Raw genomic sequence first — 25,487 nt, 5'->3', positions numbered from 1 at the left:
ATTGCCTGCAATTTCTTGAACACCCGATAAACCTGTGGGAATGGGCTTGCTCACGAAGAGGCCAGTACATTCAACATCGATTTCGCCTGACCGGACGCCTTCACGAGCAAACCCGCTCCCACGGGGTTTTGTGCCGTACCTGGATTTTGTGAACACCCGATAAACCTGTGGGAGTGGGCTTGCTCACGAAGAGGCCAGTACATTCAACATCGATTTCGCCTGAGCGGACGCCTTCGCGAGCAGGCTCGCTCCCACGGGGTTTTGTCCCGTACCTGGATTTTGTGAACACCCGATAAACCTGTGGGAGTGAGCTTGCTCACGAAAAGGCCAGTACATTCAACATTGATTTCGCCTGACCGGACGCCTTCGCGAGCAAGCCCGCTCCCACAGGGTTTTGTGCCGTACCTGGATTTTGTGAACACTGGAGAAACCTGTGGGAGTGGGCTTGCTCACGAAGAGGCCAGTACATTCAATATTGATTTCGCCTGACCGGATGCCTTCGCGAGCAGGCCCGCTCCCACGGGGTTTTGTCCCGTACCTGGATTTTGTGAACACTGGAGAAACCTGTGGGAGTGGGCTTGCTCACGAAGAGGCCGGAACATTCAACATTGATTTCGCCTGACCGGACGCCTTCGCGAGCAAGCCCGCTCCCACGGGGTTTTGTGCCGTACCTGGATTTTGTGAACACTGGAGAAACCTGTGGGAGTGGGCTTGCTCACGAAGAGGCCAGTATATTCAACATCGATTTCGCCTGAGCGGACGCCTTCGCGAGCAAACCCGCTCCCACGGGATTCTGTGCCGTACCTGGACTTTGTGAACACTGGAGAAACCTGTGGGAGTGGGCTTGCTCACGAAGAGGCCGGCACATTCAACATCGATTTCGCCTGTCCGGACGCCTTCGCGAGCAAGCCCGCTCCCACGGGGTTTTGTGACGTACCTGGACTTTATGAACGCCCGATAAACCTGTGGGAGTGGGCTTGCTCACGAAGAGGCCGGCACATTCAACATCGATTTCGCCTGGCCGGACGCCTTCGCGAGCAGGCCCGCTCCCACAGGGTTTGGTGTCGTGCGCAAATGATCGGCATGCCATTGATCAATGTGGGAGCGAGCCTGCTCGCGAACGCGATGTGTCAGCCAACACGCCGGCAACTGACAGATTGCTTTCGCGAACAGGCTCGCGCCCGCTGGGGTTGGCCCTGGACGTGGGTCAGGCCAGTTCCAGTTCGCGCACCTCTTGCACTGGTGCGACCTCAAACCGATCTGCCAGAAACGGCGTGATGTCCAGGGGCAGCGCTTCGTGATTGACCAGTTTGTCCAGTAGCACCCCGGTAATCGCCGAGGTCAGGATGCCCGTGCGGAAGTGCCCGCAGGCATTCAGATAGCCCTCCACCCCACGCATCGGTCCGAGTATCGGCAGCTCATCCGGCGACCCCGGACGCAGACCGGCCCAGGTGCGTTTGAGATTGACGTCCTTGAGTTCCGGCAGGCAGCGCACTGCGCCCTGCACCAGTCCGGCGATTTCCGGGTAGGTGGTGGTGACGTCGAAGCCTTTGTCCTCGGTGGTGCTGCCGATCAGGATTTCACCGTTGTCCTTTTGCGCCACATAGCAATCGCTGGTGGTCAGGCAGCCGTTGAGGATCTTCGGCATGCGCTCGGTCAGCAGGATCTGGCCCTTGACCGGTTTCACCGGAATGCGCACCCCGGTGGCCCACTCGCTCAGGTCCGCCGCCCACGCACCGCCGGCGTTGATCAGGGTCTTGCAGTGGAACACACCCTCCTCGGTCGTCTGCACACCGGTCACACGGGTGCCGTGGTGCAACACGCCGGTGACGTTGGTGTTGACGTAAATGTCTACGCCATTTTGCCGCGCGCCTTCCATGTAGGCATCCGCGAGGCGGAACGGGCTGACCTGGTGATCGCAGAGGAACTCCAGCGCACCACGGGCCTCGTGGCTGACGCTCGGCTCGGCTTCGCGCAGCGCCGCCTGATCAAGCCAGCGCACCTGATCGGCGAGGTGCGGAATGCAGCCGACGATGTGCTCGGCGTAGAGCCGGTCTTCGTCGTCATAGATGACGAATTTCAGCCCGGTCTTTTCGAACTTGAAATCCATGCCGTGATTGTCTTTCAGCTCTCGGTGCAACGCCGGGTACAGCGCGTTGGACTGCAAGGCGAAATCGAAGAACGACTCCGGCAGGATGTGCGGCGTACTGGCATCCACCGCCACAGCGGCGCCCTGGGTTTCGCGCTTGCGATTGGCCGACATCATGCGGAAGAAAATCACCCCGCACCCCAGCCCCACCGACTCGCCGATGGCCCATAAACCACCCGCCGACGCACGGGTCGCATTGCCCGGGCGTTTGGCGTCGATCAGCGCGACCTTGAGGCCTTGGCGTTTGGACAATTGATAGGCGCAGGACGCCCCGATCACACCGCCGCCGGCAATGATCACGTCATAGAACTTACTCATGGGAAGCGGCCTCCGTGCCGACGGACTGGAACGCGGAAAAAGGAATCGGATCGATCGGGAAACGCGGGCGCAACCAGCCGACGTCCTTGCGCCCGGTGGCCTGGCGCAGGCGGTCGCTGCAATAGCCGACGCACATCCGCCCCTGACAATCGCCCATGCTCACCCGGGTACGCATCTTCAGGCTGGCGATGTCCTGCACGCCCTGCTCCAGCGCCAGATCGATGTCGGCGCGAGTGGCATGCTCACAGCGGCAGATCACTGTGTCAGCGGCCGGCAGCGCAGTCTGGCCGACACCGCGTTCGGTGTAGCGGTCCACTGCCGCGCGGAAACGCACGATGGTTTTCAGCTTGCTCAGGAAGCGGTCGCGACGCACCCGCGCCAGATCTTCTTCGATAATCTCGCGCTGGAGCAGGATCGAGGTCGCGGCGATCTTGCCGGCGAGCATCGCCGCTTCACCGCCGCGAATCCCGCCCATGTCGCCGGCCAGGTGCACGTGCGGCTCGTTGCTTTGCTGCCAGATATTCGAATTGGCGCGCAGGTAACCGTCGTCACTGAAGCCGTGATCCAGGCCCATTTGCTGACTGAGCTGGGTGCGCGGAATGAAGCCGTAGCCGACGGCGAGGGTCTTGGCTTCGAAGCGCTCGATGCGCGTCAGATCCGGCTCCCAGGTGGCCGAGTACGGTGCCACCGAGACGCTTTTCAGCTCACCGTCGCCGTGCGCTTCGACCACACCCCAGCCGTAGTTCATCGCGATGCCGTGCAGTTTCAGATAGGCGAGCATGCTCAGGCCATCGAGGAACAGCTGTGGTTTGTTCAGCAGCGCCAGGCTTTCGCGGGCAATCCTGCCGAACGCGCAGGCTTCATACACGCCCGCGACCTTGACGCCGGACGCATGCAACTGGGTCGCCACCAACGGCAGCAGCGGCCCGGTACCGGCGATGATCACCGGCCCCTGCGGTTTGACCACGCCACTTTTGATTTGCAGTTGCAGGCCGCCGAGCATGATCACTCCCGGCAGTGTCCAGCCGGGGAACGGCACGCTGCGCTCATGACAACCGGCAGCCAGCAACAGCTGCGGGTAGCCAATCTCGTGCAGTTGCTCGTCGCCATCGAGCACCACCAGCGCCCGGGTGCCTTCGGCGCCAACCACGCGGTGGTTCAGGCGCACGTCGATCAGAGCGGCGTGTTCCTGGAAATCACCGTGCAGTTTGCCCAGTGCCTCGGAGTAGCGTGGCCCCAGATAGTCGAGCTGCACACCGTCGCGCAACGGCCCGCGATAGACCACACCTCCAAGGCGCGATGCTTCTTCGAGTAACGTGCAGCGCACCCCGTGGCGCGCCAGTTCGATGGCTGCCGCCATCCCCGCCGGGCCGCCGCCGACGATCACCGGTTGCTGGCTCATACGACCTCCTGCGCAGCAACGCGATTGACCTGGGTTTCGATCTGCATGCCGTCACGCACGACGGTCTGGCAGGCACGGCGCTTGTGCCGACCGTTGATTTTCACCAGGCAGCACTGGCACACGCCCATGCCGCAGTAGGCACCGCTGATCTGGTCATGATCATTGCGCGCAATCTGGCGCACACCGATGGACTGGATGACGCTGAGGACGGTTTCGCCGATGGCGGCAGTCACCGCTTGGCCGTTGATGTGGACGGTCATATCCGCCTGGGTCAGGGGCTGGATATCGAAGGTTCTTTCTAGGCAGTGCATTGCAATGTTCATCCGTGAATGTTCGGTTGAGGTTGTGTCAGCTCCTTGCTGCACTACACCGTGTCGACTTTTATTGCTTTGATTGGGGCGTCGACGCGGGTACTTCGTCAGCGCAACGAGATGCGCGTGAAGCACTGTAGTTCATACCTCAGCAAAGGCCTGGATCATTTACGTTAGGCGAAATGACCGAACGAAATATTGATCCAGGCCAGTGAAAGCGGTCGGATTGTTCAACGATCTCAGTTGGAGAAGACGAACTGCCCCTTGATCTTTTTCGAGCCCATGAAACCGAGGTCGGGAAACAGCAGGTTTTTCACCCAGGCCACGAAAAACACCATGGCCAGCGTGATGACCGCACCGATGATGACCGACACCGGGTCTTCGGCGTAATCCTTGAACAGCCGTGGCAACTGGCTGATCGAAAGCAGCATGTACACGGTGTAGGTCTGCGCCGAGTTGCGGTAAAAACCCCAGGCGAACAGCAGCGGCACACCGCCACCGAGCAATCCGAGGAAGATCGCAAAACCACTGCTGATGGTCAGCCCCAGTAGATAGCCGCCCAGCAGCCCGATCAACGCCTGCACGTAAATCAGCCCCAACAACACTTTGATCTTGCCGGCATGACGCTCAAGCAATTGCGGATCCGGGCGGGAGCCGATCCAGTAAGCCAGCACCTTGTCCTTGACCGCACCACCTGCCAGCGCCTGGAAGGTCTCGGTTTTCGAGCGCCCCGCCTCAAGCATCTGCATGGCCTGACGTTTGATTTCCTTCTTGTCCAACGTACTTTTCCTTAAATAGAGGGCTCGCGGTATGAAGCGCAGCGCTTCAGCCGCCGATTCTCGCCTTGTTGGACTGCAGAAAGCAAAAAGCCGCTTCCACCGTGAAGTGGAAGCGGCCGAGGCAATCGCCTCAGAGGGATCAGTGTACGAACAGGGCGATCAGGATGATGATCGGGATCGGCACGCCGAGGAAAAACAGCAGTAATGAGCGCATGGTGATTCTCCTTGCTTAACGGACTGGAGGCAGCGTGGTGGTAGTGGTGGCGTAGGTGTCGACTTCTACGTACTCGACCGCATCCCGGCGACGACCGCCGAAGGTAGCGGCGAGGCTGGCGAAGAACGCACCGGCAAGCAGCGCGATGAACATCCACAACGAAGTCCAGGCAGCGACTTTGGCAGCGGTGTCGGCAGCCTGTTGGGCTTTGACTTTGGCGTCGGCAATGGCTTTCTGGGTGCGGGCATAGACTTCATCGACACGACGTTCGGCGTCGGCCTGACTCAGGTTGGTCCGTTGGGCGACCAGTTGCGCCAGGTAGGTACGGTCTTCAGGGCTGAGTTGGCCGTTGGCCAGGCTTTGGGCGAAGATCCGGGTCACGGCGCCATGGGCGGCGTCATCGCTGACGGATGCCGGGCGATCGTCGCGGAACAGGCTGTCGACAAAGTAACCGTACTGGTCGCTGCTGGTGTTCGCAGCAGCGGTACCGGCCGCTTGAGTCACGGCAGCTGCGGCGCCACCGGCCACACTGGCACCGGCCTGCACACCGCCACTGATCACACTGCTGACCGAGCCGACCACCAGGACCGCGGTCACCAGCGTGGCCACGCACCAGGCAAGGAAACCATGGGCGGTATCACGGAAATACACTTCATCACCGTGCATGTTGGCCCACTTCACCCGCAGGCGACCGGCAATATAGCCGCCAAGACCCGACGCGATGATTTGCGTCGCCGCCAGCCAGACAATCGTCGAAATCCCCAGGCTCTTGGCGCTGACGCCCTCCCCGGCCCAGGGTGAAACGGCAGAAAATCCCAAACCGAAGCCGAGCAGCACCAAAATCATCGACAGTGCTGCGGCCGCCGCTGCGCCCGCGAAAATCGCGCCCCAGGACACGCCTGACACGTTGCTCGATTCTCCTTCGAAGGCAGGATAAAACCCATCAGAGGATCTATTCATTGTTGTAGTGCTCCAGGCATGAAAAATGGTGTTACAACTCGTCATCAGAGGAATTGCAGCGACCGTGCCATCTATCAACTTTAAATAAATCCTTATTTTTCAACAGGTTAAAAAGACTGAACTTCTAGAATCATTGCAATTTGCAACAAAGCACTGAAAGCAGCGGGTTTTATGCATTGGCACAAGGCGAGTCATTTGCGCTTGTAGCTTTTGTTTCCGCTTGGCGTCAGGCAATACACGCCGCCACGCGGCCCGGTGCAGAATGAGCCGGTACCGCAGGTGCAGCCATCATCGCTTTGCAGAAATTGCTGTGAGCGCGCCTGGCCCTTGATTCCGAACATTGCTGCGCAACTCTTCTTCGAACCACTGATGGAGCCGTCGTTGCACAAAAACAGATCGCCGTCGCAGCGATCGATGCCGCCCTTCTTCCCGGAACACGGTGTGTTGCCGGCCAGGGTTGCAGTGCTCAGCAGCATCAGCAACAAACCGGTGATCGGCATCCAGCCGCGGCGAATCGAAGTACGCACGGAACCACTCCTGTCGAAAATTATGGCCAGATGATATCAATGATCGCGGAAATAATTCCGCAGCCTTGGCAAATCGCAGCTAAAACATGAAAGTTAATTTAAAGCGTCACGGAAAATACTTGGCAAAATGCTGCCATTCCGTTTGAACCGATCAAGGCCTGCCCTATGACTCGTATTTTGACCATCGAAGACGACGCCGTGACTGCCCGTGAAATCGTCGCCGAACTCAGCAGCCACGGCCTGGAGGTGGACTGGGTCGACAATGGCCGCGAAGGCCTGGACCGTGCCGTCAGCGGCAACTACGACCTGATCACCCTCGATCGCATGCTGCCCGAACTCGATGGCCTGGCCATCGTCACCACCCTGCGCACCATGGGCGTGGCCACGCCAATTCTGATGATCAGCGCGCTCTCCGATGTCGATGAACGTGTGCGTGGCCTGCGCGCTGGCGGTGATGACTACCTGACCAAGCCGTTCGCCACCGACGAAATGGCGGCGCGCGTGGAAGTGCTGCTGCGCCGCCAGAACAGCGTCGCCACTCAGGCCACCACGCTGCAGGTCGCCGACCTCGAACTGGACTTGATCAGCCACGAAGCGCGCCGCGCCGAACAGGTGCTGACACTGCTGCCGACCGAATACAAGCTGCTGGAATTCCTCATGCGCAACAGCGGACAGATTCTGTCGCGGATGATGATTTTCGAAGAGGTCTGGGGTTATCACTTCGACCCGGGCACCAACCTGATCGACGTGCACATCGGTCGTCTGCGCAAGAAGATCGACGCGGCGGGCAATGTTCCGCTGATTCGCACGGTACGGGGCTCGGGTTATGTCATTGCCGAACCCGTCTGACGGCTGGCGTTCCTCCAGCAGCCGTTTGCTGGCGCTGTACAGTTCACTGTTCGTGGCGTGGAGCGCGATCCTCATGGGGGTCATGTATTTCGAGGTCTCCGGTTACCTCGACAACCTCGCCAAGCATTCGTTGATGCAGCGTCAGCATCTGTTTTCGCACTTTCGCGGTGAGCAACTGGAAGAAGCGCTCGCCGCCAGCATGACCTTCGACATCCGCGGCATCGACGCCTATGGCCTGTTCGACGCCCAGGGCGTGTACCTCGGCGGTGCGCTGCAGCAACTGCCCGAAGGCCTGCCGCTGGACGGCAAGATCCACACCCTGGATGACTGCGCTGACTCCGACGACCCGACCCTGCCCGCCGACAGTTGCGACGCGGTGGCGACCCAGACCCGTGACGGTCGCTGGCTGGTGTTGCTGCGCGACAACGGTTCGCTGTTCGCAGTGACGCGGATCATTCTGCATGCGTTGTTCTGGGGCGTGTCGCTGACGATTCTGCCGGGGATTGCCGGTTGGCATCTGCTGCGCCGCCGACCGATGCGCCGCATCCGGGCCATTCAGGACAGCGCTCAGGCGATTGTCGCCGGCGACCTGACCCACCGTTTGCCGCTGTCCAATCGCCGCGATGAACTGGACATGCTCGCCGCCATCGTCAACGCCATGCTTGATCGCATCGAACGGCTGATGCATGAAGTCAAAGGTGTGTGCGACAACATCGCCCACGACTTGCGCACGCCGCTGACGCGTTTGCGCGCGCAGTTATATCGCATGCAGCAACAGGCGGGCGAAGGCTCACAGGAAGCCGCGCAACTGGATCTGGTGCTGGCCGACGCGGATACGTTAATGGCGCGGTTTCGCGGGTTGCTGCGGATTTCCGAGCTGGAAGACCGCCAGCGCCGCTCAGGGTTTATCGAACTCGATCCGGTGCAGTTGCTGGAAGAGTTGCATGAGTTTTACCTGCCGCTGGCCGAGGAAGGCGAACTGCTGTTCGTGTTGAACATGCCGGAAACCCTGCCACGCCTGAACGGTGACCGGGCGCTGCTGTTCGAGGCGTTGGCGAATCTGTTGAGCAACTCGATCAAGTTCACCCCGACTGGCGGGACTGTGATCTTGCGTGGCGTGAATAACGGCGGGCATACGCGGATCGAGGTCCACGATTCCGGGCCGGGGATTCCCGAAGCCGAGCGTGAGGCAGTGTTCCAGCGTTTTTATCGGGCCGAAGGTGGACAACCGCAAAGTGGCTTTGGCCTGGGACTGTCGATTGTCGCGGCGATTGTCAGCCTGCATGGCTTCAATCTTGAGGTGGGCAGCAGTGAGCTGGGGGGCGCGAAACTGGTGCTGGATTGTCGGCAGAGTTTGATCGCCAATACCTGACAGGACATGGCCCCCCTATGGGAATCGTCGCACCGCCGCTCCCATAGGGGGATCTTTGTCACCTCACGCGGGGTAGTTCGCCCGCAGCGCCTCAAGACCACCCTGGTAGATGCCGCTGAACAACGCCACCACTTCCTCATCGCTCACGCCTTTGGCGGTAAAACGCCCCGACCACGTCACGCGAGCGCCCTGTCCATGGCTTTCAACCTTGAGGGTCGCCAGATAGTCAGTGGCCGGAAACGGCGCCTGTTCAATCGAATAGCTGTAGGTCTTCGCTGCGTTGTCGAACGCTTGCAGACGCTCGATGACTACGCCGCCATCGGCGGTTTGCAGGGTGCGCACGCGCCCGCCTTCGCTCAGTTCACTCTTGGGAATGAACGGCAGCCAGTCCGGCAGCGTGTTGAAGCCGCCGATCAATTGCCAGACCTGATCGGCCGAGGCCGGGATGTCGATGGTTGCAGATGCAGTTGCCATAAATAAACGTTGCTCCAGAAAGATTCGGGGTCAGATCGCCATGCTGTCGACGACGCCGCCATCGACCCGCAGGGCCGCGCCGGTGGTGGCCGAAGACAGCGGCGAAGCGATGTAGGTGACCAGATGCGCGACTTCTTCGACATCGGCCACGCGCTGGATGATCGAGGTCGGGCGGGCCTTTTGTACAAAGGCGTCAGCCTCATCACGCAGGCTGCGCCCGGACTCGGCCGCGGCGCCTTTGAGCATCTGCTCCAGGCCATCGGTGAAGGTCGGCCCCGGCAGAATGGCATTGACCGTGACGCCAGTGCCGGCCAGCCGTTTGGCCAGACCATGGGACACCGCGAGGTTAGCGCTTTTGGTCACGCCATAGTTGAGCATGTCGGCCGGCGTCGCCACACCGGATTCAGAAGACAGGAAAATCACCCGGCCCCAGCCCTGCTCGACCATCGCCGGCACGTAATGCCGCGACAGGCGCACGCCGGAAATCACGTTGACCTCGTAGAAACGTGTCCACTCGCTGTCCGGGGTATCGAAGAAATCCACCGCGTCGAAGATCCCGAGGTTGTTCACCAGAATGTCCGCGCGCGGTTCGGCGGCGAAGAGTTTTTCAGCGCCTTCGGCGGTGCCCAGATCGGCCGTCAGACCGCGCAACTGCGCCCCTGGCACCTTCTGCCGAATGCTCGCCAGTGCCTGTTCGACCTTGGCCGTTTCGCGACCGATCACCACTACGGTGGCGCCGGCCTCGGCCAGCGACTGACTGATGCCCAGACCAATGCCGGCGGTGCTGCCGCTGACGATTGCGAGTTTTCCACTCAGATCGATTTTCATGCTTTCACCTCATCGATTGGCAACGGTGCACGTTCGGACACCAGTTTTGCGTCGCGCAGGGCCTGCCAGAAACCGGCCGGAATCGTGGCCGACAATGCTGCGACATCTTCAGCAATGCGCCCCGGCTTGCTCGCACCGGGAATCACCGCTGCCACTGCCGGGTTGGCCAGCGAAAATTGCAGGGCGGCGGCTTTTACATCGACGTTAAACGTAGCGGCGATGCGTTTGATCTGCTCGACCTTGGCGATGATCTGCGGGCTGGCTTTCTGGTATTCGAAGTGCGCGCCGCCGGCCAGGATCCCCGAGCTGTAAGGGCCGCCGACCACGATCTCGACGTTCTGCACCAGTGCCGCGTCCATCAGACGTTGTAGCGCACGCTCGTGATCAAGCAAGGTGTAGCGCCCGGCGAGCAGGAAGCCATCGGGCTGCGCTTCCGCAAGGTCGAGGGTCAATTCGCACGGCTCGACCTTGTTCACACCCAACCCCCAGCCCTTGATCACGCCTTCCTCGCGCAGGCGGGTGAGGACTTTGAAGGCCCCGGTGCGGGCCTGATTGAAGTACTCCAGCCACTGATCGCCGTAGAAATCCTGAGCGATGTCGTGAACCCAGACGATGTCCAGGCGATCGGTCTGCAGGCGTTTGAGGCTGTCTTCGATCGAGCGCAGAGTGGCGTCGGCGCTGTAATCGTTGACGATCTTGTTCGGCCGACCGTGTTCGAACACCCCGCTTTTTTCGCCCAGGTCGCGGGCGGCGGCGTCCTCGACTTCATCGAGAATCACCCGGCCGACTTTGCTGCTCAATACGTAGTCATCGCGGTGGTATTGCTTGAGCGCCTCGCCCAAGCGGATTTCCGACAGGCCCGAGCCGTAGAACGGCGCGGTGTCGAAGTAGCGTACGCCGGCGTCCCACGCGGCGTGCACGGTGGCTTGCGCTTCGTCTTCAGGGATGGCGCGGAACATGTTGCCCAGTGGCGCAGTGCCGAAGCCCAGTTGGCCAGGCAGTTTGTCTTTCAAACTCATTGAGGAGTCCTCGTAGGTGTCTGGGTCTGTGTGACCGTTGGGCAGATCCTAGATTGCGGCGCCGAGACCGTCCAAGACATAATGTGCAGCACTTGAGTCCCTATAGGTCTTACATGATCGACATCCGCCAATTGCGCTACTTCGTCGCCGTCGCCGAAGAAGAACACGTCGGCCGCGCCGCCGAACGGCTGCACATTTCCCAGTCGCCACTGAGCCGGCAGATCGCCCAGCTCGAAGAGCGCCTGGGCCTGACGCTGTTCGAACGCAGTCAGCAGCGCATCCGCCTGACTCGCGATGGCCAGACTTTCCTCGCCGAAACTCGCGCCCTGTTGACTCACGCCAGTCGCCTGGAATCCCTCGGCAAACGCCTGGGCCGCGGTGAAGAAGGCGGCCTGTGCATCGGCTACAGCGAGAACGCCATGCACGCCGGGGTGTTGCCCAATGCGCTGCGGGTGTTGCGGGTCGATCGGCCGAATGTGCATGTCGCGCTGTACAACCTGAGCGCCGCTGAACAACTCGAAGGCCTGCGTCAGCGTAGTCTCGATATCGCCCTGGTGAGTGAGCCGCCGACCGATGACGATCCGGACCTTTTGGGCTTTCAGGTGCTGGACGATCCGATGCTGCTGGCGCTCCCGGAACAGCATCCACTGGCCCGGCTGGCGGTGCTGCGTCCGGCGGATCTGGCCGATCAGGAGTGGATCGGCGTGCAATCGCGTCAGGGCGCAAGCGACGAGTTTGTCAGTGCCTGCATCCGCGCCGGGTTCACTCCGGATGTGCGCATGCAGGCCACCGAACCATTCACCGCGTTGGGGCTGGTGGCGTCCGGGCTGGGGATCGCGATGATTCAGAAAGGCCTGAGCCACAACGCACCACCCGGCGTGATCCTGCGCGAAGTGCCGTGGCTGGCGTTCACCACACCGTTGTGGGCGGCGTGGCACCGGATCAATTTGCGGCCGTTGGTGGAGACCTTCCGCAAAGTCCTGACCGCCCCCGCAGACCAGCACACACTCCCCTGCAGGAATGAGCCTGCTCGCGATGGCGCCGACACATCCAACATCATCAGCGACTGACACACCGCCTTCGCGAGCAGGCTCGCTCCCACATGGGGCCGGCGCTGCGCCAGCGTCCCTGACACCACCCAATTAAAACCGTGGGAGCGGGCTTGCTCGCGAAGAGGCCATATCAGCCACTTCATATGCTGACTGACACCCCGCCTTCGCGAGCAAGCCCGCTCCCACATGGGGCCGGCGCTGCGCCAGTGCCCTGACACCACCCAATTAAAACCGTGGGAGCGGGCTTGCTCGCGAAGAGGCCATATCAGCCACCGCATATGCTGACTGACACTCCGCCTTCGCGAGCAAGCCCGCTCCCACATGGGGCCGGCGCTGTACCAGTGCCCCTGACACCACCCAATTAAAATTGTGGGAGCGGGCTTGCTCGCGAAGAGGCCATGTCAGCCACCTCATATGCTGACTGACACTCCGCCTTCGCGAGCAAGCCCGCTCCCACATGGGGCCGGCGCTGTGCCAGTGACACTGACACCACTCGATTAAAACAGTGGGAGCGGGCTTGCTCGCGAAGAGGCCACATCAGCCACCGCATATGCTGACTGACACTCCGCCTTCGCGAGCAGGCTCGCTCCCACTTGGGGCCGGCGCTGTGCCAGTGACACTGACACCACTCGATTAAAACGATGGGAGCGGGCTTGCTCGCGAAGAGGCCATGTCAGCCACTTCATATGCTGACTGACACTCCGCTTTCGCGAGCAAGCCCGCTCCCACATGGGGCCGGCGCTGTGCCAGTGACACTGACACCACTCGATTAAAACAGTGGGAGCGGGCTTGCTCGCGAAGAGGCCACATCAGCCACCGCATATGCTGACTGACACTCCGCCTTCGCGAGCAAGCCCGCTCCCACATGGGGCCGGCGCTGCGCCAGTGCCCTGACACCACCCAATTAAAACCGTGGGAGCGAGCCTGCTCGCGAAGAGGCCATGTCAGCCACCGCATATTCTGCCTGACACTCCGCCTTCGCGAGCAAGCCCGCTCCCACATGGGGCCGGCGCTGTACCAGTACCCCTGACACCACCCAATTAAAATTGTGGGAGCGGGCTTGCTCGCGAAGAGGCCATATCAGCCACCGCATATGCTGACTGACACTCCGCCTTCGCGAGCAAGCCCGCTCCCACATGGGGCCGGCGCTGTACCTGTGCCCCTGACACCACCCAATTAAAATTGTGGGAGCGGGCTTGCTCGCGAAGAGGCCATGTCAGCCACCTCATATGCTGACTGACACTCCGCCTTCGCGAGCAAGCCCGCTCCCACGGGTACAGCGCTACCACTGGCGATCTACACTCAGGGGACGAGCGATCTGCCGTGAGGTGCCCATGAAGATGTCTGCACAAATGATCGTGGTCGCGGTGCTCGCCACCCTCGCCTACCTGGGCCTTGCGGTGTGGGGCATTGGCGGGCCGGCGGTATTCTTTGCCCACGGGGCGCTGGTGGTGATTGCGCTGGCAACCGTGCTGATGGTGGTGGCGTCACTGTTCACCGATGTGAACATGAGCTCCGGCGAGCGTGAGGATCGCGCCAATCGTTGGGTGATTCCGGCGTTCGCGGTGATCGGGTTGGTCAGCGGTTTTCTGCCGGCGTATTGCGACCGCGTCGACTTCTGGACCTTCGGCGCCGAAGGTGTGCGCTGGCTCGGTGCCTTGCTGTTTATCGTCGGTGGTGCGCTACGACTGTGGCCGGTGTTTGTGCTGGGCCGGCGGTTCAGCGGGCTGGTGGCGATTCAACCGGGGCATCGCCTGGTCACTGACGGCATTTACAGACGCCTGCGCAATCCGAGCTATCTGGGGCTGGTGGTCAACGCGATGGGCTGGGGGCTGGCGTTTCGTTCCAGCGTCGGGTTGATTCTGGCGGCGCTGACACTGATCCCGCTGATCGCCCGCATCCACTCGGAAGAGGCACTGCTGCGTGGCCAGTTCGGCGCTGAGTACGATGCCTATTGCGCGCGCAGCTGGCGGTTATTGCCGGGGGTTTACTGACCTGAGGTCACCGCAAATCCCTGTGGGAGCGAGCCTGCTCGCGAATGCGGTGGATCAGTCGACATCGCCTGCCACTGACAGACCGCATTCGCGAGCAAGCCCGCTCCCACACGGGCTGTTTTGTGTCAGCTTTTTTGCAGGTGCAATTGACCTTTGCCGTCGACGGTAACGCTGAGCGCTTCGTAACTGCCGACGGTCGCATGGCTGGTTTCGAGGGGATGCTGGTGCGTCGTGGTGATGATCATCAGCGCTGCGCCCGCCGCTTCTGCTGCGTGGATGCCAACGGTGGCGTCTTCGAAAATCAGGCAGTCGCCAGGTTCGACCCCAAGGCGCTTCGCCGCCAGGCGATAACCGGCCGGATCAGGTTTACCGACGCTCACATCCTCAGCAGTGATCATCACCGCAGGCTCGGAAATCCCCGCCGCCGCCATCCGGCGCAAGGCCAGGTCCCGTGGCGCCGAGGTCACCATGGCCCAGCGCCCGGCGGGCAGGCTGGCGAGAAACTCGGCAGCGCCGGGAATCTGCACAATCCCTTGCACGTCGTCGATTTCCGCCTGGGCAATGAACGCCGCTTGCGCCTCGGCGTCCACTCCCGGCAGGCTCAGGCGGCGGATGGTGTCGATGGCGCGCACACCGTGGATGGTCGGCAGAAACGTCTCGACATCAACCCCGTGGCGCTCTGCCCACGCGGCCCAGACCCGCTCGGCAGCGGCGATGGAGTTGAGGACGGTGCCGTCCATGTCGAACAGGAACGCGCCGAACGCGCGGTCGAAGACGTTATCGTGAGCAGACAAAAGGTCGCATCCTTTGACAAGACTTGGCAGATTGGCCGGGCAATGTAGCATTTTTGCCCTGCGATTCGACCTGCCACTTCAGTGCAGGCGCGGAGCCTTGGACTTGAACGCGCTGTCCACGCAGTCGAGCAACTGGCCGATAGCCCAGGGCTTCTTGATAAACGCCACCGGATGCTTGACCCCGGACGTCTCCGGGGTTTCATAACCGGACATGACCATTACCGGTTTGTCCGGCCAGCGCTCGCCGACCAGATTGGCCAGCCCAGCGCCATTGATTTCACCGGGCATGGTGATGTCGGTCAGCAGCAAGGCCACCTCGGGCGCGTGCTCTTCCAGATACAGCTTGGCGTCATCCGCGCTGGTCCGCGGTTCGACCACAAAACCTTCCTCCTGAAGAATTTCGCAGAGAAACTCCAGAATCAACGGATCGTCCTCAACCACTAGAATCAACCCGCCAGGAAGGTGCGCGCTCGACGTCGGTATTGGACTCATGAACTGGCACTCCCTGAATTGCATTAACGATTTAGCGGCTCGAATCCGCTGCTTATCTGGTATGAGCAGCGCGACCTGCATAAATTCATTTTTGATACAGGTCTTTTCTTAACAGTGCGGAGCGGCCTTGGGCGACAGGCGTTCGCCAAGCGGTTTTTGTGGTTAAAATGCCGGCCCTTTTACTTGCCGACCATGACTGATGAACCCTGAAGCCCTCGCCACCCTCCGCGCCCATCTGCTGCCTGCACTCGCCGCGGCACCGAGCGAAACCCGCCGCCTGTTCCATGGGCGCGGACGTTGCTGGCCGGGGCTGGAGCAACTGACGGTGGACTGGCTGCAAGGCGTGGTGCTGGTCTCACTGTTCAAGGAACCAGCGCCGGAGCAGCTCGAGGCGCTCAAGCAATTGCTGCTCGACATCAGCACCTCGGCGCAGTGGCAACAGTGCGGCGCCCACACTTTGCTGCTGCAACATCGCTACTTGCCGCAAAGCACCGCCGAATGGCTGCTGGGGGATGAAATCGACGAGATAAGCATTGTCGAGGGCGGCTTGCAGTACCGCGTCGATCTCGGTCGCAAGCAGAATGCCGGGCTGTTTCTCGACATGCGCTACGGGCGCAACTGGGTCCGCGAGCAGGCGGCTGGCAAACGGGTGCTTAACCTGTTTGCCTACACCTGCGGCTTTTCCGTGGCCGCGATCGAAGGCGGCGCCAGCCATGTGGTCAATCTGGACATGTCCCGCGCCGCCCTCAGCCGTGGCCGCGACAATCATCGCTTGAACGGGCATGACCTGAGCAAGGTGAGTTTTCTCGGCCACGACCTGTTCAAGTCCTGGGGCAAGGTGATCAACAGCGGCCCGTACGACCTGGTGATCATCGACCCGCCGTCGTTCCAGAAAGGCAGCTTTCTGCTGACCAAGGATTACCAGCGGGTGCTGCGCCGCTTGCCGGAATTGCTGACGCCACAAGGCTCGGTGCTGGCGTGCATGAATGACCCCTCGTTCGGTTCGGACTTTCTGATTGATGGCGTGACTCAGGAAGCACCCAGCTTGCGCTTCGAGCAGCGGCTGGAGAATCCGCCGGAGTTTGCGGATGTTGATCCGCAGAGTGGCCTTAAAGCGCTGGTCTTCAAACGCACGGAGTAACCTGACACCCCGCGCGCCCCTGTAGGAGTGAGCCTGCTCGCGATAGCAGTGTGTCAGTCACCACATGTGCTGGATGAACAGGCGCTATCGCGAGCAGGCTCACTCCTACAGGGGGTGTGGTGGGTCAGGGAGTGGGTGGGCGCAGTACCAGCGCAAACAGCTCGCCATGCCCGTTCACATTGAGTTTGTGATAGAGATTGCGCCGATGCACCTTCACCGTCTCCGGCGAAATGCCCATCTGCTGAGCGATGGCCTTGCTGGAGAAACCCTGCAGAATCAGCCGCGCGGTATCGACTTCGCGCGCGGTCAGGCGCGCATCGAAGCGGTCGAGCAAGGTCGCCAGGTCCCCCGCCACAGGTTCGGCGCCCGCCCCTTGCGGCGGCAACAGTTGCACATGGCGACGCATCGCTGCCAGCACCCAGTCGCGCACACACAGCAAGCGCCCCTGCTCGGCCAGATCGAAAGCGGTCGAGCGCCCCAGTGACAAGCCAAGCACACCGCCTTCGACGTTGATCATGAACTGCAACTCGTCCTCGCCCACCACCGAACGGAAATAACTCTGGTAATACTCGCTGTGCAGAAACTGGTCCGGCGCCACCGAGGCCAGGCTGTGCAAGCCGTCGGCAATGCCGGTCGAAGCGGTTTGATAAAACGGATCGAGCAGGTACATCCCGGCGCTGTAGCTGGCCAGTTCCTCCTGCTCATCGGCGCGCCCCTTGCTGTCGAAATCGATCAGTAATCGTGGCGCCTGCCCCGTCTTCATCAACGCCACCAGCGCATTGTCCAGCGGCACCAGCAGCCGCAACGTGTCCACCAGCGCGCGCCAGAAAGCGTCCTGGCCGACCGCGGCAAATACCCGCGCCAGACTTTGATGCACCGGCAACTCCTGCAACAACGCGTCCACGCACTACCCCTTTTGAGTAACCCATGATGGGAATGGGTCAGGCGTGACCGGCCCGATAGGCTGAGCACTCCCGATCATCACCGGCCTGCCGCAGGCCAGGAGTGCCGCATCATGCGTTGTCACCGTGGCTATATCAACTTGGGCCTGCTGGCCTGCATCAGCGTCGCAGGCGCCGCCAGTGCCGCCGATGCACCGAGCGTGCACGTCTACAACTGGTACGACTACATCGGCCCCACGACCCTGGCTGACTTCAAGCGCGACAGCGGCATTCAACCGGTCTACGACACCTTCGACAGCGCCGAAGTGCTCGAAGGCAAACTGCTGACCAGTCGCAGCGGTTACGACGTGGTGGTGGCGAGCAACTACAGTTTGCCGACGCTGATCAAGGCCGGCGCCCTCGCCCCGCTGCCGCGCGATCAACTGCCGGGCTGGAAGAATCTGGACAACGACCTGCTGAGCAAACTGGCCAATAACGACCCCGGCAATCAATACGCCGTGCCGTACCTGTGGGGCACCAACGGCATCGGTTACAACGTCGACAAGGTTCGCGCCGCCCTCGGTGACAAGGCGCCGGTGGATTCCTGGGACCTGGTGTTCAACGAAGAGAACCTCGCCAAGCTTGGCCAGTGCGGTGTGGCGATGCTCGATTCGCCGTCGGAAATGCTCCCGGTGGCCCTGCACTACCTCGGGTTGCCGCCCAACAGCACCCGCCCCGAGGACTACCAGAAAGCCGAAGCGCTGCTGCTCAAACTGCGCCCGCACATTGCCTACTTCAACTCGTCGAAATTCATCAGCGACCTGTCCAACGGCAACATCTGCGTAGCCGTGGGCTGGTCCGGCGCGATGCTCGAAGCCAAGACCAATGCCGAGCAGGCCAACAACGGCGTGAAGATCGCCTACAGCCTGCCCAAGGAAGGCGCGCCGGTGTGGTTCGACACACTGGTGCTGCTCAAGGATGCGCCGAACCGCGCTCAGGGCCTGGCATTCATCGACTACCTGCTGCGCCCGGAAGTGATCGCGCCAGTCAGTGATCACCTGTCGTATCCAAACGGCAATCGCGCCGCGACGCCACTGGTGGCCGAAGCCACTCGTGATAACCCGGCGGTGTATCCGTCCGCCACCGCGATGGCCACGTTGTACACCCTCGAACCGCTGCCCAAAGCCACCGAGCGGGTGCGCACGCGGGTGTGGAGCAAGGTCAAGAACGGCCAGTAAACCCACCACTATTTCCCTTGTGGGGTCGGTGAACAATCCAGCAACTTTAGAGAGACTGAATTCGATGAAACCGCGTGCCCGTGACCTCAATATCCGCATCGGCCAATTGCAACCCGGCCCGCTCAACGCCATCACCGACGTCCCCGGCGTGCGCGTCGGCCACAGTAATGTGCGCGGGCGCAGCGATGCCGGACGCGACATCTGCACCGGCGTCACCGTGATCGAACCGCGTCGCGGCTCGACCAACCAGCAACCGTGTTTCGCCGGGGTGCACGTGCTCAATGGCAATGGCGATGCCACCGGCCTTGAGTGGATTCGCGAGGCCGGGCTGCTGACCAGTCCGATCGCCTTCACCAACACCCACAGCCTTGGCGTGGTGCGCGATGCGCTGATTGCACTGGATCGCCAGCAGCAACCAGACGACGGCCGACTCTACTGGAACATGCCGGTGGTGCTGGAGACGTTCGATGGCTTGCTCAACGACATCAATGGTTTCCACGTGCGCCCCGAGCATGTCGCCGAGGCGCTGAATGACGCGCATGACGGTGCCGTCGAAGAAGGTGCAGTCGGCGGCGGCAGCGGCATGATCTGTCATGAATTCAAGGGCGGGATCGGCAGCGCATCGCGCCGTTTGAACAGCGCGCAAGGCGGATGGACGGTGGGGGCGATTGTCCAGGCCAACCATGGGATTCGCAGCGAGTTGCGGGTCGACGGTTATCCGGTAGGTCGTTACATGGAGCAGGTGGATTCGCCGTTCCTGCGCGCGGCGCTGCCACACCCGGGCATGGGTTCGATCGTGGTCTGCCTGGCCACCGATGCCCCGCTGCTGCCGCATCAGTGCACGCGTCTGGCGCAACGGGCCAGCCTCGGCCTGGCGCGCAGCGGCGGCGGCAACGAAGACCACAGCGGAGACATCTTCATCGCCTTCGCCACCGGCAATGATCACGTCCCGCCCGCCGCGTATGAAGGCAAAGGTGCACCCACCTGCGACGGTTTGCGCATGGTCAACAACGACCACATCAGCGAGTTGTTCCTGGCTGCCACCGAAGCGGTAGAAGAGGCGATCATTAACGCCCTGCTCGCCAGCGACAGCACCGCAGGCAACGGGCATGCGGTGCCGGGGCTGGACAAGGAAACCTTGCTCGCCGCCCTTGCCAGGGCAGGCTGGCCCGGCACCCGCTGACATTAAGATGCCCTGTGTGAGCGAGCCTGCTCGCGAAAGCGGTCTGTCAGTTGGCAATCAGTTCAACGTCATGGGCGCCTTCGCGAGCAGGCTCGCTCCCACCCAGAACCGGGAATATCCGGGTACCGAGCTTGCGCGCCGTCTGCAGATGCACCAGCGGATCACTCGACTCCGATTCCAGCAGCAACGTCGAACTCTGCACCATCGCCCCGCTGTAATCGAAAATGCCGTGCTCGATCTGCGCTTTCATCGCCGCGCCATAGCCGTGGCGTTCAAACGCCCCGGCGTCCGCCCCTCCCAGCCCGACCAAGTGCACCCGCAGACGCTGCAGCTTCTTCACATGCTTCTGGTCACTGCCGTAATCGAACGCCCAGCCATTGCTGAACACCCGATCGATCCAGCCCTTGAGCAGCGCCGGCATCGACCACCAGTACACCGGGAACACCAGCACCAGCGCGTCGGCGCGGTCAATTCGCGCATGCTCGGACTGCACGTCGGCGGGCGGATGCGCTTCGCGGTGATGCACGGCAAAATCCGCTGCGCCGAAAACCGGCTGGAAACCTTCGGCGTACAAATCAGCGATTTCAAAGGTATTGGCGGAGTCGGCCAGGGTCAGGCCCTCGGCAATCTGCATCGCCACGCTGTGCGTCAGCGAACGCGGTTGGTGATGCGCAATAACAATCAATGCGTGCATGGGGATTCTCCTGTAAGTTTGCGCTGACCAAGGGCTATATACTCTTGGTAAGTTACGAACAGTAAGTTACGTTTGGTATATTAGCGATGTCAACCACTGAAATGAGCGAAGCCGATTCCCCTGCCCAACCGCGCCGCCGTCTGTCGCGCGAAGACCGCAATCGCCAACTGCTCGACGTCGCCTGGCAGATCATCCGCGCCGAAGGCACCGATGCCTTGACCTTGGGCTATCTTGCGGAACAGGCCGGGGTGACCAAACCGGTGGTCTACGACCACTTCGTCACACGTGCCGGCCTGCTCGCCGCGCTGTACCGGGATTTCGACACCCGCCAGACCGCAGTGATGAACGCCGCGATTGCCAATGCCGAGCCGACATTGACCGGCACCGCACGGGTGATCGCCACGGCGTATGTCGATTGCGTGTTGTTGCAGGGCAACGAGATACCGGGGGTGATTGCCGCGCTGGCAAGCAGCCCGGAGCTTGAGAGAATCAAGCGCGATTACGAGGCGATCTTCCTCGAAAAATGCCGCAGCGATCTGGCGCCCCATGCCAATGGCGGACAGATCACCCAGGCCGGACTGCGCGCCATGCTCGGCTCGGCCGAAGCGCTGTCGCATGCCGCCGCCAATGGCGAGATCAGTGCTGCAGAGGCCAGCGACGAGTTGTTTGCGACCATCGTTGCAATGGTCGAACGCGCCGCCGCCCGTGCGACTGGCGGTACTTGAGCCGACCCCGGCACACTCCTAGGATGGAGTTACGCAGCGACTTGGCTCCTCCAGCGCTGCGTAGGCGCGGGTGTTCTGAACCCCAATCAAGCCCACGCCTTGTTCCACGCGCACCTTGAGCCTCACGGGCTCTACTTCCTCCCCATCAAAGAGCTTTGAGGCTCTTTTTTTGTCTGTGCATTTCAGGTGTCAGCGCCGTCAGCACCACGAATCGAACGCCACGCCCGGCAATAACTGTCGGCCTGGCCGATGATCAGCACCGCCACCGCCCTTTCCTGTTGCCGAAATGGTGAAAGATCGCGCCGACGCTGGTGTCGCATTCGGTCCCCTGCTTCGAATTCATAGCCACAAAAAAGCCCTTGCTGCGGGACGCGCAACAAAGGCTTTTGGAGGCAGACGGATAATCAGTGCAGCGTCAGGCGCTGGCGGACAAATGCCTCGGTGTGCCGGGTGACCTGATCCAGCTGCCGGTCGCGCTGTTTCTCGGCATCAAGCATCGCGCGCTTGCCGTTCTTCTGCAGCAGGTAGGTGTGGATCTGCTGCACTTCCAGTGAGCGGTAGATCGGCGTAGTGTCGATAAAACCGCGCAAGCCGTTGCTGCGGTAATGCCGGGTACTCATCAGCACCTGAGTCTCACGCGCGCCGATCACCTCGAAACCCAGCACCTCGAAGTACGGCACTTTGCCGACACTGCAGGTCAGCTCGGCATGCGGATAACGGGTGACCATCTCGCCGATCATCGCCCGCGCCACACCCTGGCGCCGGTACCCTTCGCGCACGGCCATGTAGGCGACGCTGCACGCTTCCCAATCGCCCTGCACCGGCAGGTACAAGAGGAAACCGATGACCAGCTCCGGGTCGTCCTCGGCCGTCGCGACCAGCAACTCCACCTCGGTGCCCTTCTCACCGTTCAGCGCTTCCAGATACAGATGCACCTCATAGCCAACCGCGTACTGATAGACGTTGTACAGCAGGTTGCTCGGGCCGAGACCGACCGCGCTGATGTCGGTCAGATAGTCGACCACCAGTTGCAGAATCTGACTGTTGACGCTTTCGGGGCATGGGGATTTGTAGTGGGTGATGCGTGGCATGACAGCTGAACTCCGGCGGTAAAGACATGTTGCCGGCGGTCGGGCTGCCAGCGAACCGCGACATCATACCGTGCCCGGCCCGGCCACGGCCTAAAGTTCCCGGATCCAGCGCCGATGCAGCGACTTCCAGCGTCTGCCATCACCAAGGATCAGGTCATGTTCTATCCCCGCGAATCTGCAAGAGACCACCTCTACAACCGTATCGTCTTGCTGACCGTCGCCTGCTGCGTCTTGTTGCTGCTGGCCGGCATGGCCCGACAGCAAGGCATTGTGTATGGCGCGCTGAATTTCAACGGCTTGGAAGTCAGCGGCACCGTCACGGAGCTGGAAGAGATCATGATGAACCGCAACGGCAAGATCATTCATTATCGTTACAGCGACACTCACGGCCAGACTCACGAGGGCCAGTATCAGGACGAACGCTACGCCGAGCACAGCCAATACGCAGTCGACGGCCCGGTGCCGCTGCTGGTATCGCGCTGGCTGCCGGACAAGAGCACCCTGGCCAGCGAGCTTCACACCTATCGTCCAGGCTTCTACATCATGACCGGCGGCTTCCTGCTCGGGCTGCTGTGCCTGCTGATCTCGGGCCGCACCTTCTGGCAGATCCAGGCCATGAAAGAGCAAGACCGGTTTTATTGATGCGCTGCGCATCCTTTGATGCCATGGCATGTTGGCGTGTTTGCCGATTGCGAACTACAAACAGGATGAGCGGGATACGCCCGCTCCCGCTTGCACGGGTGGCGCTGACCAGGATGCTCGGAGCATGGAATGAACACACGACGTCGATTTTTGCTGGCAACTTTGCTGTTCCTTGCAGCACCTGTGAGTTCCGCCGCCGACGGCCCCACGTTTAACGCGCCACACATGGATGTCCCTACCGCAGAGGTGCTGCAGAAGGAGTTCGCGATTCCTGCTCATCTGATCCCGCTGTATCAGATAGGTGGACACTTCTACACCGTTTCTTATATCGCCGAGCTGGCAGGTGTCGAACGCAGCAGAGCCGACAGATTGACGTGTTTTTCTCAGGCGCCGGACGCAATAAGCACTTACAACGCCATTCCGGTCTCGATCAAAAATACCTTCTACGACCGAGCCTGGCGGCACCAGATCGTCAATTCACTGCATTCATTGCATGGCGGCGACAGCCAGGCCGTCGCTGCCAGACGGTCCAACCTGCAAAGACTGGTGGCTGCCTCGTATGCGAGGGGCACAACGTCGGACTGGAAAACCGGCTTCCTGATCCACGCCCTCGGCGATAGCTATGCCCATGTCTACGGACCGCTTGAAGCCCCCCATGCCTACCCCGAGGCCTACGGGCATCTCTTCGCGCTGTTCCAGAGCCCGGATGACGTTTATGCCGGCGAGAATTACCGAGCGTTCGATGTTTACATCCACGCCCTGTTCGACACGCTCAAAGATCCGCAACACGCCGGGGAGCGCAGCAAAGTCGATGATCTCGCTGCGATCATCAAGAACAATGCCGGACAGGGTAATAAACAAGACTACCGACTCATTTCTCTGATGATCAGCCTGACACATGCGCCCATTTCGGAAAGCGATTGCACCCGCATCAATGCCGAACTGAACGAAGCGGATGTCCGCATATTCCTGGCCGAACTCACCCGTGAACTGAAAGCCCCTTAGCGCTCGACGAACCCTGCTGCCACCTGCTCGACCCTGAAGAAAATTTCATCTGCTGCAAACCGGATCTTTCGCCGATTTGGCGTCCAATTCTTCAACTGCGATGTCTTTTTCACGCAGGCCTTGAGGAGTTGTCATGAACGTTTTGCGTTCCCTGTTCAAATGGCGAAAGACCCTGCTGCTGGTGCCGATGACACTGGCGGCGCTGGCCAGTGCGCCGGTGTTCGCCCAACAAGTGGTGATCGTCCAGCAAGCCCCGCCGCCGATGCGCATGGAAGTGATGCCCGGGCCGCGTCACGGTTATGTCTGGGACCAGGGCCATTGGCGGTGGGAAGGACGTGGTTATGTGTGGATGCCCGGTCACTGGCAACCGGTGCGCTACGGCGCGCATTGGCGGCCGGGGCACTGGCAGGCTCGCGGGCCGAACTGGTTCTGGGTTGAAGGGCGCTGGGTGCGCTGAAATCTCGTCAACCTGAGCCTCTCAACTATAAGGAACTTCCCATGTCCAGAACCGTTAAAGCCTTGCTCGCTGCTTCACTGGTGGCCATCACCCTGTCCGGATGCGTCGTTGCCCCGGCGCGTCCGCACCGACCACCGCCGCCGGTGGAAGTCGTGCCGGTCATGCCTGCGCCGGGTTATCACTGGGTCGCCGGTCATTATCGCTGGGGCGGCAATGAATGGCGCTGGGTGCCAGGACACTGGCGGGCCTATTGACCCAAAGGGCTGGCGTCACTGCTGTGGCGCCACCACTTTGAATTTGATGGCGATGTCGTTGGACACCACCGTGTCCGCCCACTCCCCCGCCCCCAGCCCGAACTCGCTCCTTTTGAGTACCAGTTCGCCGTCGAAAATGCCGATCGCGCTGTCCGGTTTAAGCTCGACCGGCACCTGCACCTCGCGGGTGATGCCTTTGACGGTGAGCTGGCCGGTGACCAGATAGTGATTGTCCGCCACCTGGGTAAACCGACTGGACTCGAACAGCGCCACGGGAAAGCGCTGGGTATCGAACCACGCCGGCTTCACCAGCTCGGTGTTGGCATCGGTGCTGCCGGCGTCGATGCTGTTGAGGTCAATGTGCAACGTGGTGTGGGCGCCGGCGAGGTTGTCGCTGTCGAACTGCAGCGTCGCGTCGAACTTGCCGAAGGTGCCGTACATCTGCGAGCCCATCTGGTTGTAGGTGAAACTGATCTGGCTGGCAGTCGTGTTGACGCGGTTGTATTCAGCGGACTGCGCGACATGCATGACGCACAGGCAGGCAGACAGTGCCGCAGCGGTGAATCGGGCACGCATGGGATTCTCCGGACAGGGCAAACCTTCAAGGCTTCGACTGACTTAAGCAAACAACCTGCGAATGCG

Annotated in this window: 29 protein-coding genes; 13 read left to right on the top strand and 16 right to left on the bottom strand. The window is 61.4% G+C overall.

Annotated features, from left to right (window positions below):
- Positions 1–1,207: 1,207 nt before the first annotated feature.
- The 4 genes from hcnC to AC0J41_RS09380 form a co-directional block, all read right to left on the bottom strand.
- Positions 1,208–2,467, bottom strand: a complete 1,260-nt coding sequence (hcnC, locus tag AC0J41_RS09395) for a cyanide-forming glycine dehydrogenase subunit HcnC (RefSeq protein WP_473015291.1) — start codon at positions 2,465–2,467, stop codon at positions 1,208–1,210.
- Positions 2,460–3,869, bottom strand: coding sequence for a cyanide-forming glycine dehydrogenase subunit HcnB (hcnB, locus tag AC0J41_RS09390; protein WP_473015290.1), 1,410 nt, complete (start codon positions 3,867–3,869; stop codon positions 2,460–2,462). Before hcnB ends, hcnC begins: the two co-directional genes overlap by 8 nt.
- Positions 3,866–4,180 (bottom strand): (2Fe-2S)-binding protein, encoded by a 315-nt coding sequence (locus tag AC0J41_RS09385; RefSeq protein ID WP_025109083.1) that lies wholly within the window; start codon positions 4,178–4,180, stop codon positions 3,866–3,868. Before AC0J41_RS09385 ends, hcnB begins: the two co-directional genes overlap by 4 nt.
- Before the next feature lie 239 nt (positions 4,181–4,419).
- Positions 4,420–4,959: a hypothetical protein gene (locus AC0J41_RS09380; RefSeq protein WP_473015289.1), complete on the bottom strand. Its 540-nt coding sequence runs from the start codon at positions 4,957–4,959 to the stop codon at positions 4,420–4,422.
- Positions 4,960–4,990: 31 nt separating this feature from the next.
- On the opposite strand from AC0J41_RS09380, the gene AC0J41_RS09375 reads away from it, so the two are divergent.
- Positions 4,991–5,164 (top strand): hypothetical protein, encoded by a 174-nt coding sequence (locus tag AC0J41_RS09375; RefSeq protein WP_157836051.1) that lies wholly within the window; start codon positions 4,991–4,993, stop codon positions 5,162–5,164.
- Between the two features lie 24 nt (positions 5,165–5,188).
- On the opposite strand, the gene AC0J41_RS09370 is transcribed toward AC0J41_RS09375, so the two are convergent.
- Together AC0J41_RS09370 and AC0J41_RS09365 are read right to left on the bottom strand one after the other, a co-directional pair.
- Complete coding sequence (locus AC0J41_RS09370; protein WP_025109081.1) at positions 5,189–6,133, bottom strand: hypothetical protein; 945 nt, start codon at positions 6,131–6,133, stop codon at positions 5,189–5,191.
- A gap of 191 nt (positions 6,134–6,324) precedes the next feature.
- A complete protein-coding gene (locus AC0J41_RS09365) occupies positions 6,325–6,660 on the bottom strand; it encodes a YdcA family protein (protein WP_025109080.1) in 336 nt (111 codons plus the stop codon).
- A gap of 165 nt (positions 6,661–6,825) precedes the next feature.
- Here AC0J41_RS09365 and AC0J41_RS09360 point away from each other — a divergent pair, with 165 nt between their 5' ends.
- Together AC0J41_RS09360 and AC0J41_RS09355 are read left to right on the top strand one after the other, a co-directional pair.
- Complete coding sequence (locus AC0J41_RS09360; protein ID WP_003223938.1) at positions 6,826–7,509, top strand: response regulator transcription factor; 684 nt, start codon at positions 6,826–6,828, stop codon at positions 7,507–7,509.
- Positions 7,487–8,881, top strand: coding sequence for a sensor histidine kinase (locus AC0J41_RS09355; protein ID WP_473015287.1), 1,395 nt, complete (start codon positions 7,487–7,489; stop codon positions 8,879–8,881). The genes AC0J41_RS09360 and AC0J41_RS09355 overlap by 23 nt, the downstream gene beginning before the upstream one ends.
- A 63-nt stretch (positions 8,882–8,944) precedes the next feature.
- Here the strand turns inward: AC0J41_RS09355 and AC0J41_RS09350 are convergent, their stop codons facing one another.
- The 3 genes from AC0J41_RS09350 to AC0J41_RS09340 are packed head-to-tail and all read right to left on the bottom strand — an operon-like array spanning position 8,945 to position 11,202.
- Positions 8,945–9,355 carry an SRPBCC family protein gene (locus AC0J41_RS09350; RefSeq protein ID WP_473015286.1) on the bottom strand — a complete coding sequence of 137 codons (411 nt, stop codon included), beginning with the start codon at positions 9,353–9,355 and terminating at the stop codon, positions 8,945–8,947.
- Positions 9,356–9,385: 30 nt separating this feature from the next.
- Positions 9,386–10,183 carry an SDR family NAD(P)-dependent oxidoreductase gene (locus AC0J41_RS09345; protein WP_025109077.1) on the bottom strand — a complete coding sequence of 266 codons (798 nt, stop codon included), beginning with the start codon at positions 10,181–10,183 and terminating at the stop codon, positions 9,386–9,388.
- Complete coding sequence (locus tag AC0J41_RS09340; RefSeq protein ID WP_473015285.1) at positions 10,180–11,202, bottom strand: aldo/keto reductase; 1,023 nt, start codon at positions 11,200–11,202, stop codon at positions 10,180–10,182. The genes AC0J41_RS09345 and AC0J41_RS09340 overlap by 4 nt, the downstream gene beginning before the upstream one ends.
- Before the next feature lie 113 nt (positions 11,203–11,315).
- Between AC0J41_RS09340 and AC0J41_RS09335 the strand changes: the two genes are divergently transcribed.
- Together AC0J41_RS09335 and AC0J41_RS09330 are read left to right on the top strand one after the other, a co-directional pair.
- Entirely contained in the window at positions 11,316–12,272 is a 957-nt protein-coding gene (locus tag AC0J41_RS09335) for a LysR substrate-binding domain-containing protein (RefSeq protein WP_473015284.1), read from the top strand.
- A 1,316-nt stretch (positions 12,273–13,588) separates the two neighbouring features.
- On the top strand, positions 13,589–14,248 hold the full coding sequence (locus AC0J41_RS09330) for a methyltransferase family protein (protein ID WP_473015283.1): 660 nt from the start codon (positions 13,589–13,591) through the stop codon (positions 14,246–14,248).
- 125 nt (positions 14,249–14,373) lie between these two features.
- On the opposite strand, the gene AC0J41_RS09325 is transcribed toward AC0J41_RS09330, so the two are convergent.
- Together AC0J41_RS09325 and AC0J41_RS09320 are read right to left on the bottom strand one after the other, a co-directional pair.
- On the bottom strand, positions 14,374–15,042 hold the full coding sequence (locus tag AC0J41_RS09325) for an HAD-IA family hydrolase (protein WP_473015282.1): 669 nt from the start codon (positions 15,040–15,042) through the stop codon (positions 14,374–14,376).
- A 78-nt stretch (positions 15,043–15,120) separates the two neighbouring features.
- The gene (locus AC0J41_RS09320; protein ID WP_025109072.1) at positions 15,121–15,534 is read right to left on the bottom strand and encodes a response regulator; all 414 of its coding nucleotides are present in this window, start codon (positions 15,532–15,534) and stop codon (positions 15,121–15,123) included.
- A 199-nt stretch (positions 15,535–15,733) separates the two neighbouring features.
- Between AC0J41_RS09320 and AC0J41_RS09315 the strand changes: the two genes are divergently transcribed.
- Entirely contained in the window at positions 15,734–16,675 is a 942-nt protein-coding gene (locus AC0J41_RS09315) for a class I SAM-dependent methyltransferase (protein WP_473015281.1), read from the top strand.
- Between the two features lie 124 nt (positions 16,676–16,799).
- Here the strand turns inward: AC0J41_RS09315 and AC0J41_RS09310 are convergent, their stop codons facing one another.
- Positions 16,800–17,579, bottom strand: coding sequence for a helix-turn-helix transcriptional regulator (locus AC0J41_RS09310; RefSeq protein WP_473015280.1), 780 nt, complete (start codon positions 17,577–17,579; stop codon positions 16,800–16,802).
- Positions 17,580–17,690: 111 nt separating this feature from the next.
- Between AC0J41_RS09310 and AC0J41_RS09305 the strand changes: the two genes are divergently transcribed.
- Positions 17,691–18,794, top strand: coding sequence for a polyamine ABC transporter substrate-binding protein (locus AC0J41_RS09305; protein WP_025109069.1), 1,104 nt, complete (start codon positions 17,691–17,693; stop codon positions 18,792–18,794).
- 64 nt (positions 18,795–18,858) lie between these two features.
- A complete protein-coding gene (locus AC0J41_RS09300; RefSeq protein WP_473015279.1) occupies positions 18,859–19,977 on the top strand; it encodes a DmpA family aminopeptidase in 1,119 nt (372 codons plus the stop codon).
- 46 nt (positions 19,978–20,023) lie between these two features.
- Here the strand turns inward: AC0J41_RS09300 and AC0J41_RS09295 are convergent, their stop codons facing one another.
- Positions 20,024–20,671, bottom strand: coding sequence for an NAD(P)H-dependent oxidoreductase (locus tag AC0J41_RS09295; protein WP_473015277.1), 648 nt, complete (start codon positions 20,669–20,671; stop codon positions 20,024–20,026).
- 86 nt (positions 20,672–20,757) lie between these two features.
- Here AC0J41_RS09295 and AC0J41_RS09290 point away from each other — a divergent pair, with 86 nt between their 5' ends.
- The gene (locus AC0J41_RS09290) at positions 20,758–21,396 is read left to right on the top strand and encodes a TetR/AcrR family transcriptional regulator (RefSeq protein ID WP_473015275.1); all 639 of its coding nucleotides are present in this window, start codon (positions 20,758–20,760) and stop codon (positions 21,394–21,396) included.
- A 182-nt stretch (positions 21,397–21,578) separates the two neighbouring features.
- On the opposite strand, the gene AC0J41_RS09285 is transcribed toward AC0J41_RS09290, so the two are convergent.
- On the bottom strand, positions 21,579–21,716 hold the full coding sequence (locus AC0J41_RS09285) for a hypothetical protein (RefSeq protein WP_473015273.1): 138 nt from the start codon (positions 21,714–21,716) through the stop codon (positions 21,579–21,581).
- An 84-nt stretch (positions 21,717–21,800) separates the two neighbouring features.
- Positions 21,801–22,487 (bottom strand): GNAT family N-acetyltransferase, encoded by a 687-nt coding sequence (locus tag AC0J41_RS09280; RefSeq protein ID WP_473015272.1) that lies wholly within the window; start codon positions 22,485–22,487, stop codon positions 21,801–21,803.
- Positions 22,488–22,601: 114 nt separating this feature from the next.
- Here AC0J41_RS09280 and AC0J41_RS09275 point away from each other — a divergent pair, with 114 nt between their 5' ends.
- The 4 genes from AC0J41_RS09275 to AC0J41_RS09260 all read left to right on the top strand — a co-directional run bounded on the left by AC0J41_RS09275 (position 22,602) and on the right by AC0J41_RS09260 (position 24,845).
- Entirely contained in the window at positions 22,602–23,129 is a 528-nt protein-coding gene (locus AC0J41_RS09275) for a hypothetical protein (RefSeq protein ID WP_473015271.1), read from the top strand.
- 129 nt (positions 23,130–23,258) lie between these two features.
- The gene (locus AC0J41_RS09270) at positions 23,259–24,134 is read left to right on the top strand and encodes a hypothetical protein (protein ID WP_473015270.1); all 876 of its coding nucleotides are present in this window, start codon (positions 23,259–23,261) and stop codon (positions 24,132–24,134) included.
- Positions 24,135–24,267: 133 nt separating this feature from the next.
- Positions 24,268–24,591, top strand: coding sequence for a YXWGXW repeat-containing protein (locus AC0J41_RS09265; protein WP_473015269.1), 324 nt, complete (start codon positions 24,268–24,270; stop codon positions 24,589–24,591).
- 41 nt (positions 24,592–24,632) lie between these two features.
- On the top strand, positions 24,633–24,845 hold the full coding sequence (locus AC0J41_RS09260) for a YXWGXW repeat-containing protein (protein ID WP_025109061.1): 213 nt from the start codon (positions 24,633–24,635) through the stop codon (positions 24,843–24,845).
- A 15-nt stretch (positions 24,846–24,860) separates the two neighbouring features.
- Here the strand turns inward: AC0J41_RS09260 and AC0J41_RS09255 are convergent, their stop codons facing one another.
- A complete protein-coding gene (locus AC0J41_RS09255) occupies positions 24,861–25,421 on the bottom strand; it encodes a YceI family protein (protein ID WP_473015268.1) in 561 nt (186 codons plus the stop codon).
- Between the last annotated feature and the right edge of the window lie 66 nt (positions 25,422–25,487).

The sequence above is a fragment of the Pseudomonas sp. Arb-4-2C genome (assembly GCF_055755015.1).
Note: the sequence above shows the minus strand (reverse complement) of the source record. Positions and strands in the feature narration are given on the sequence as shown.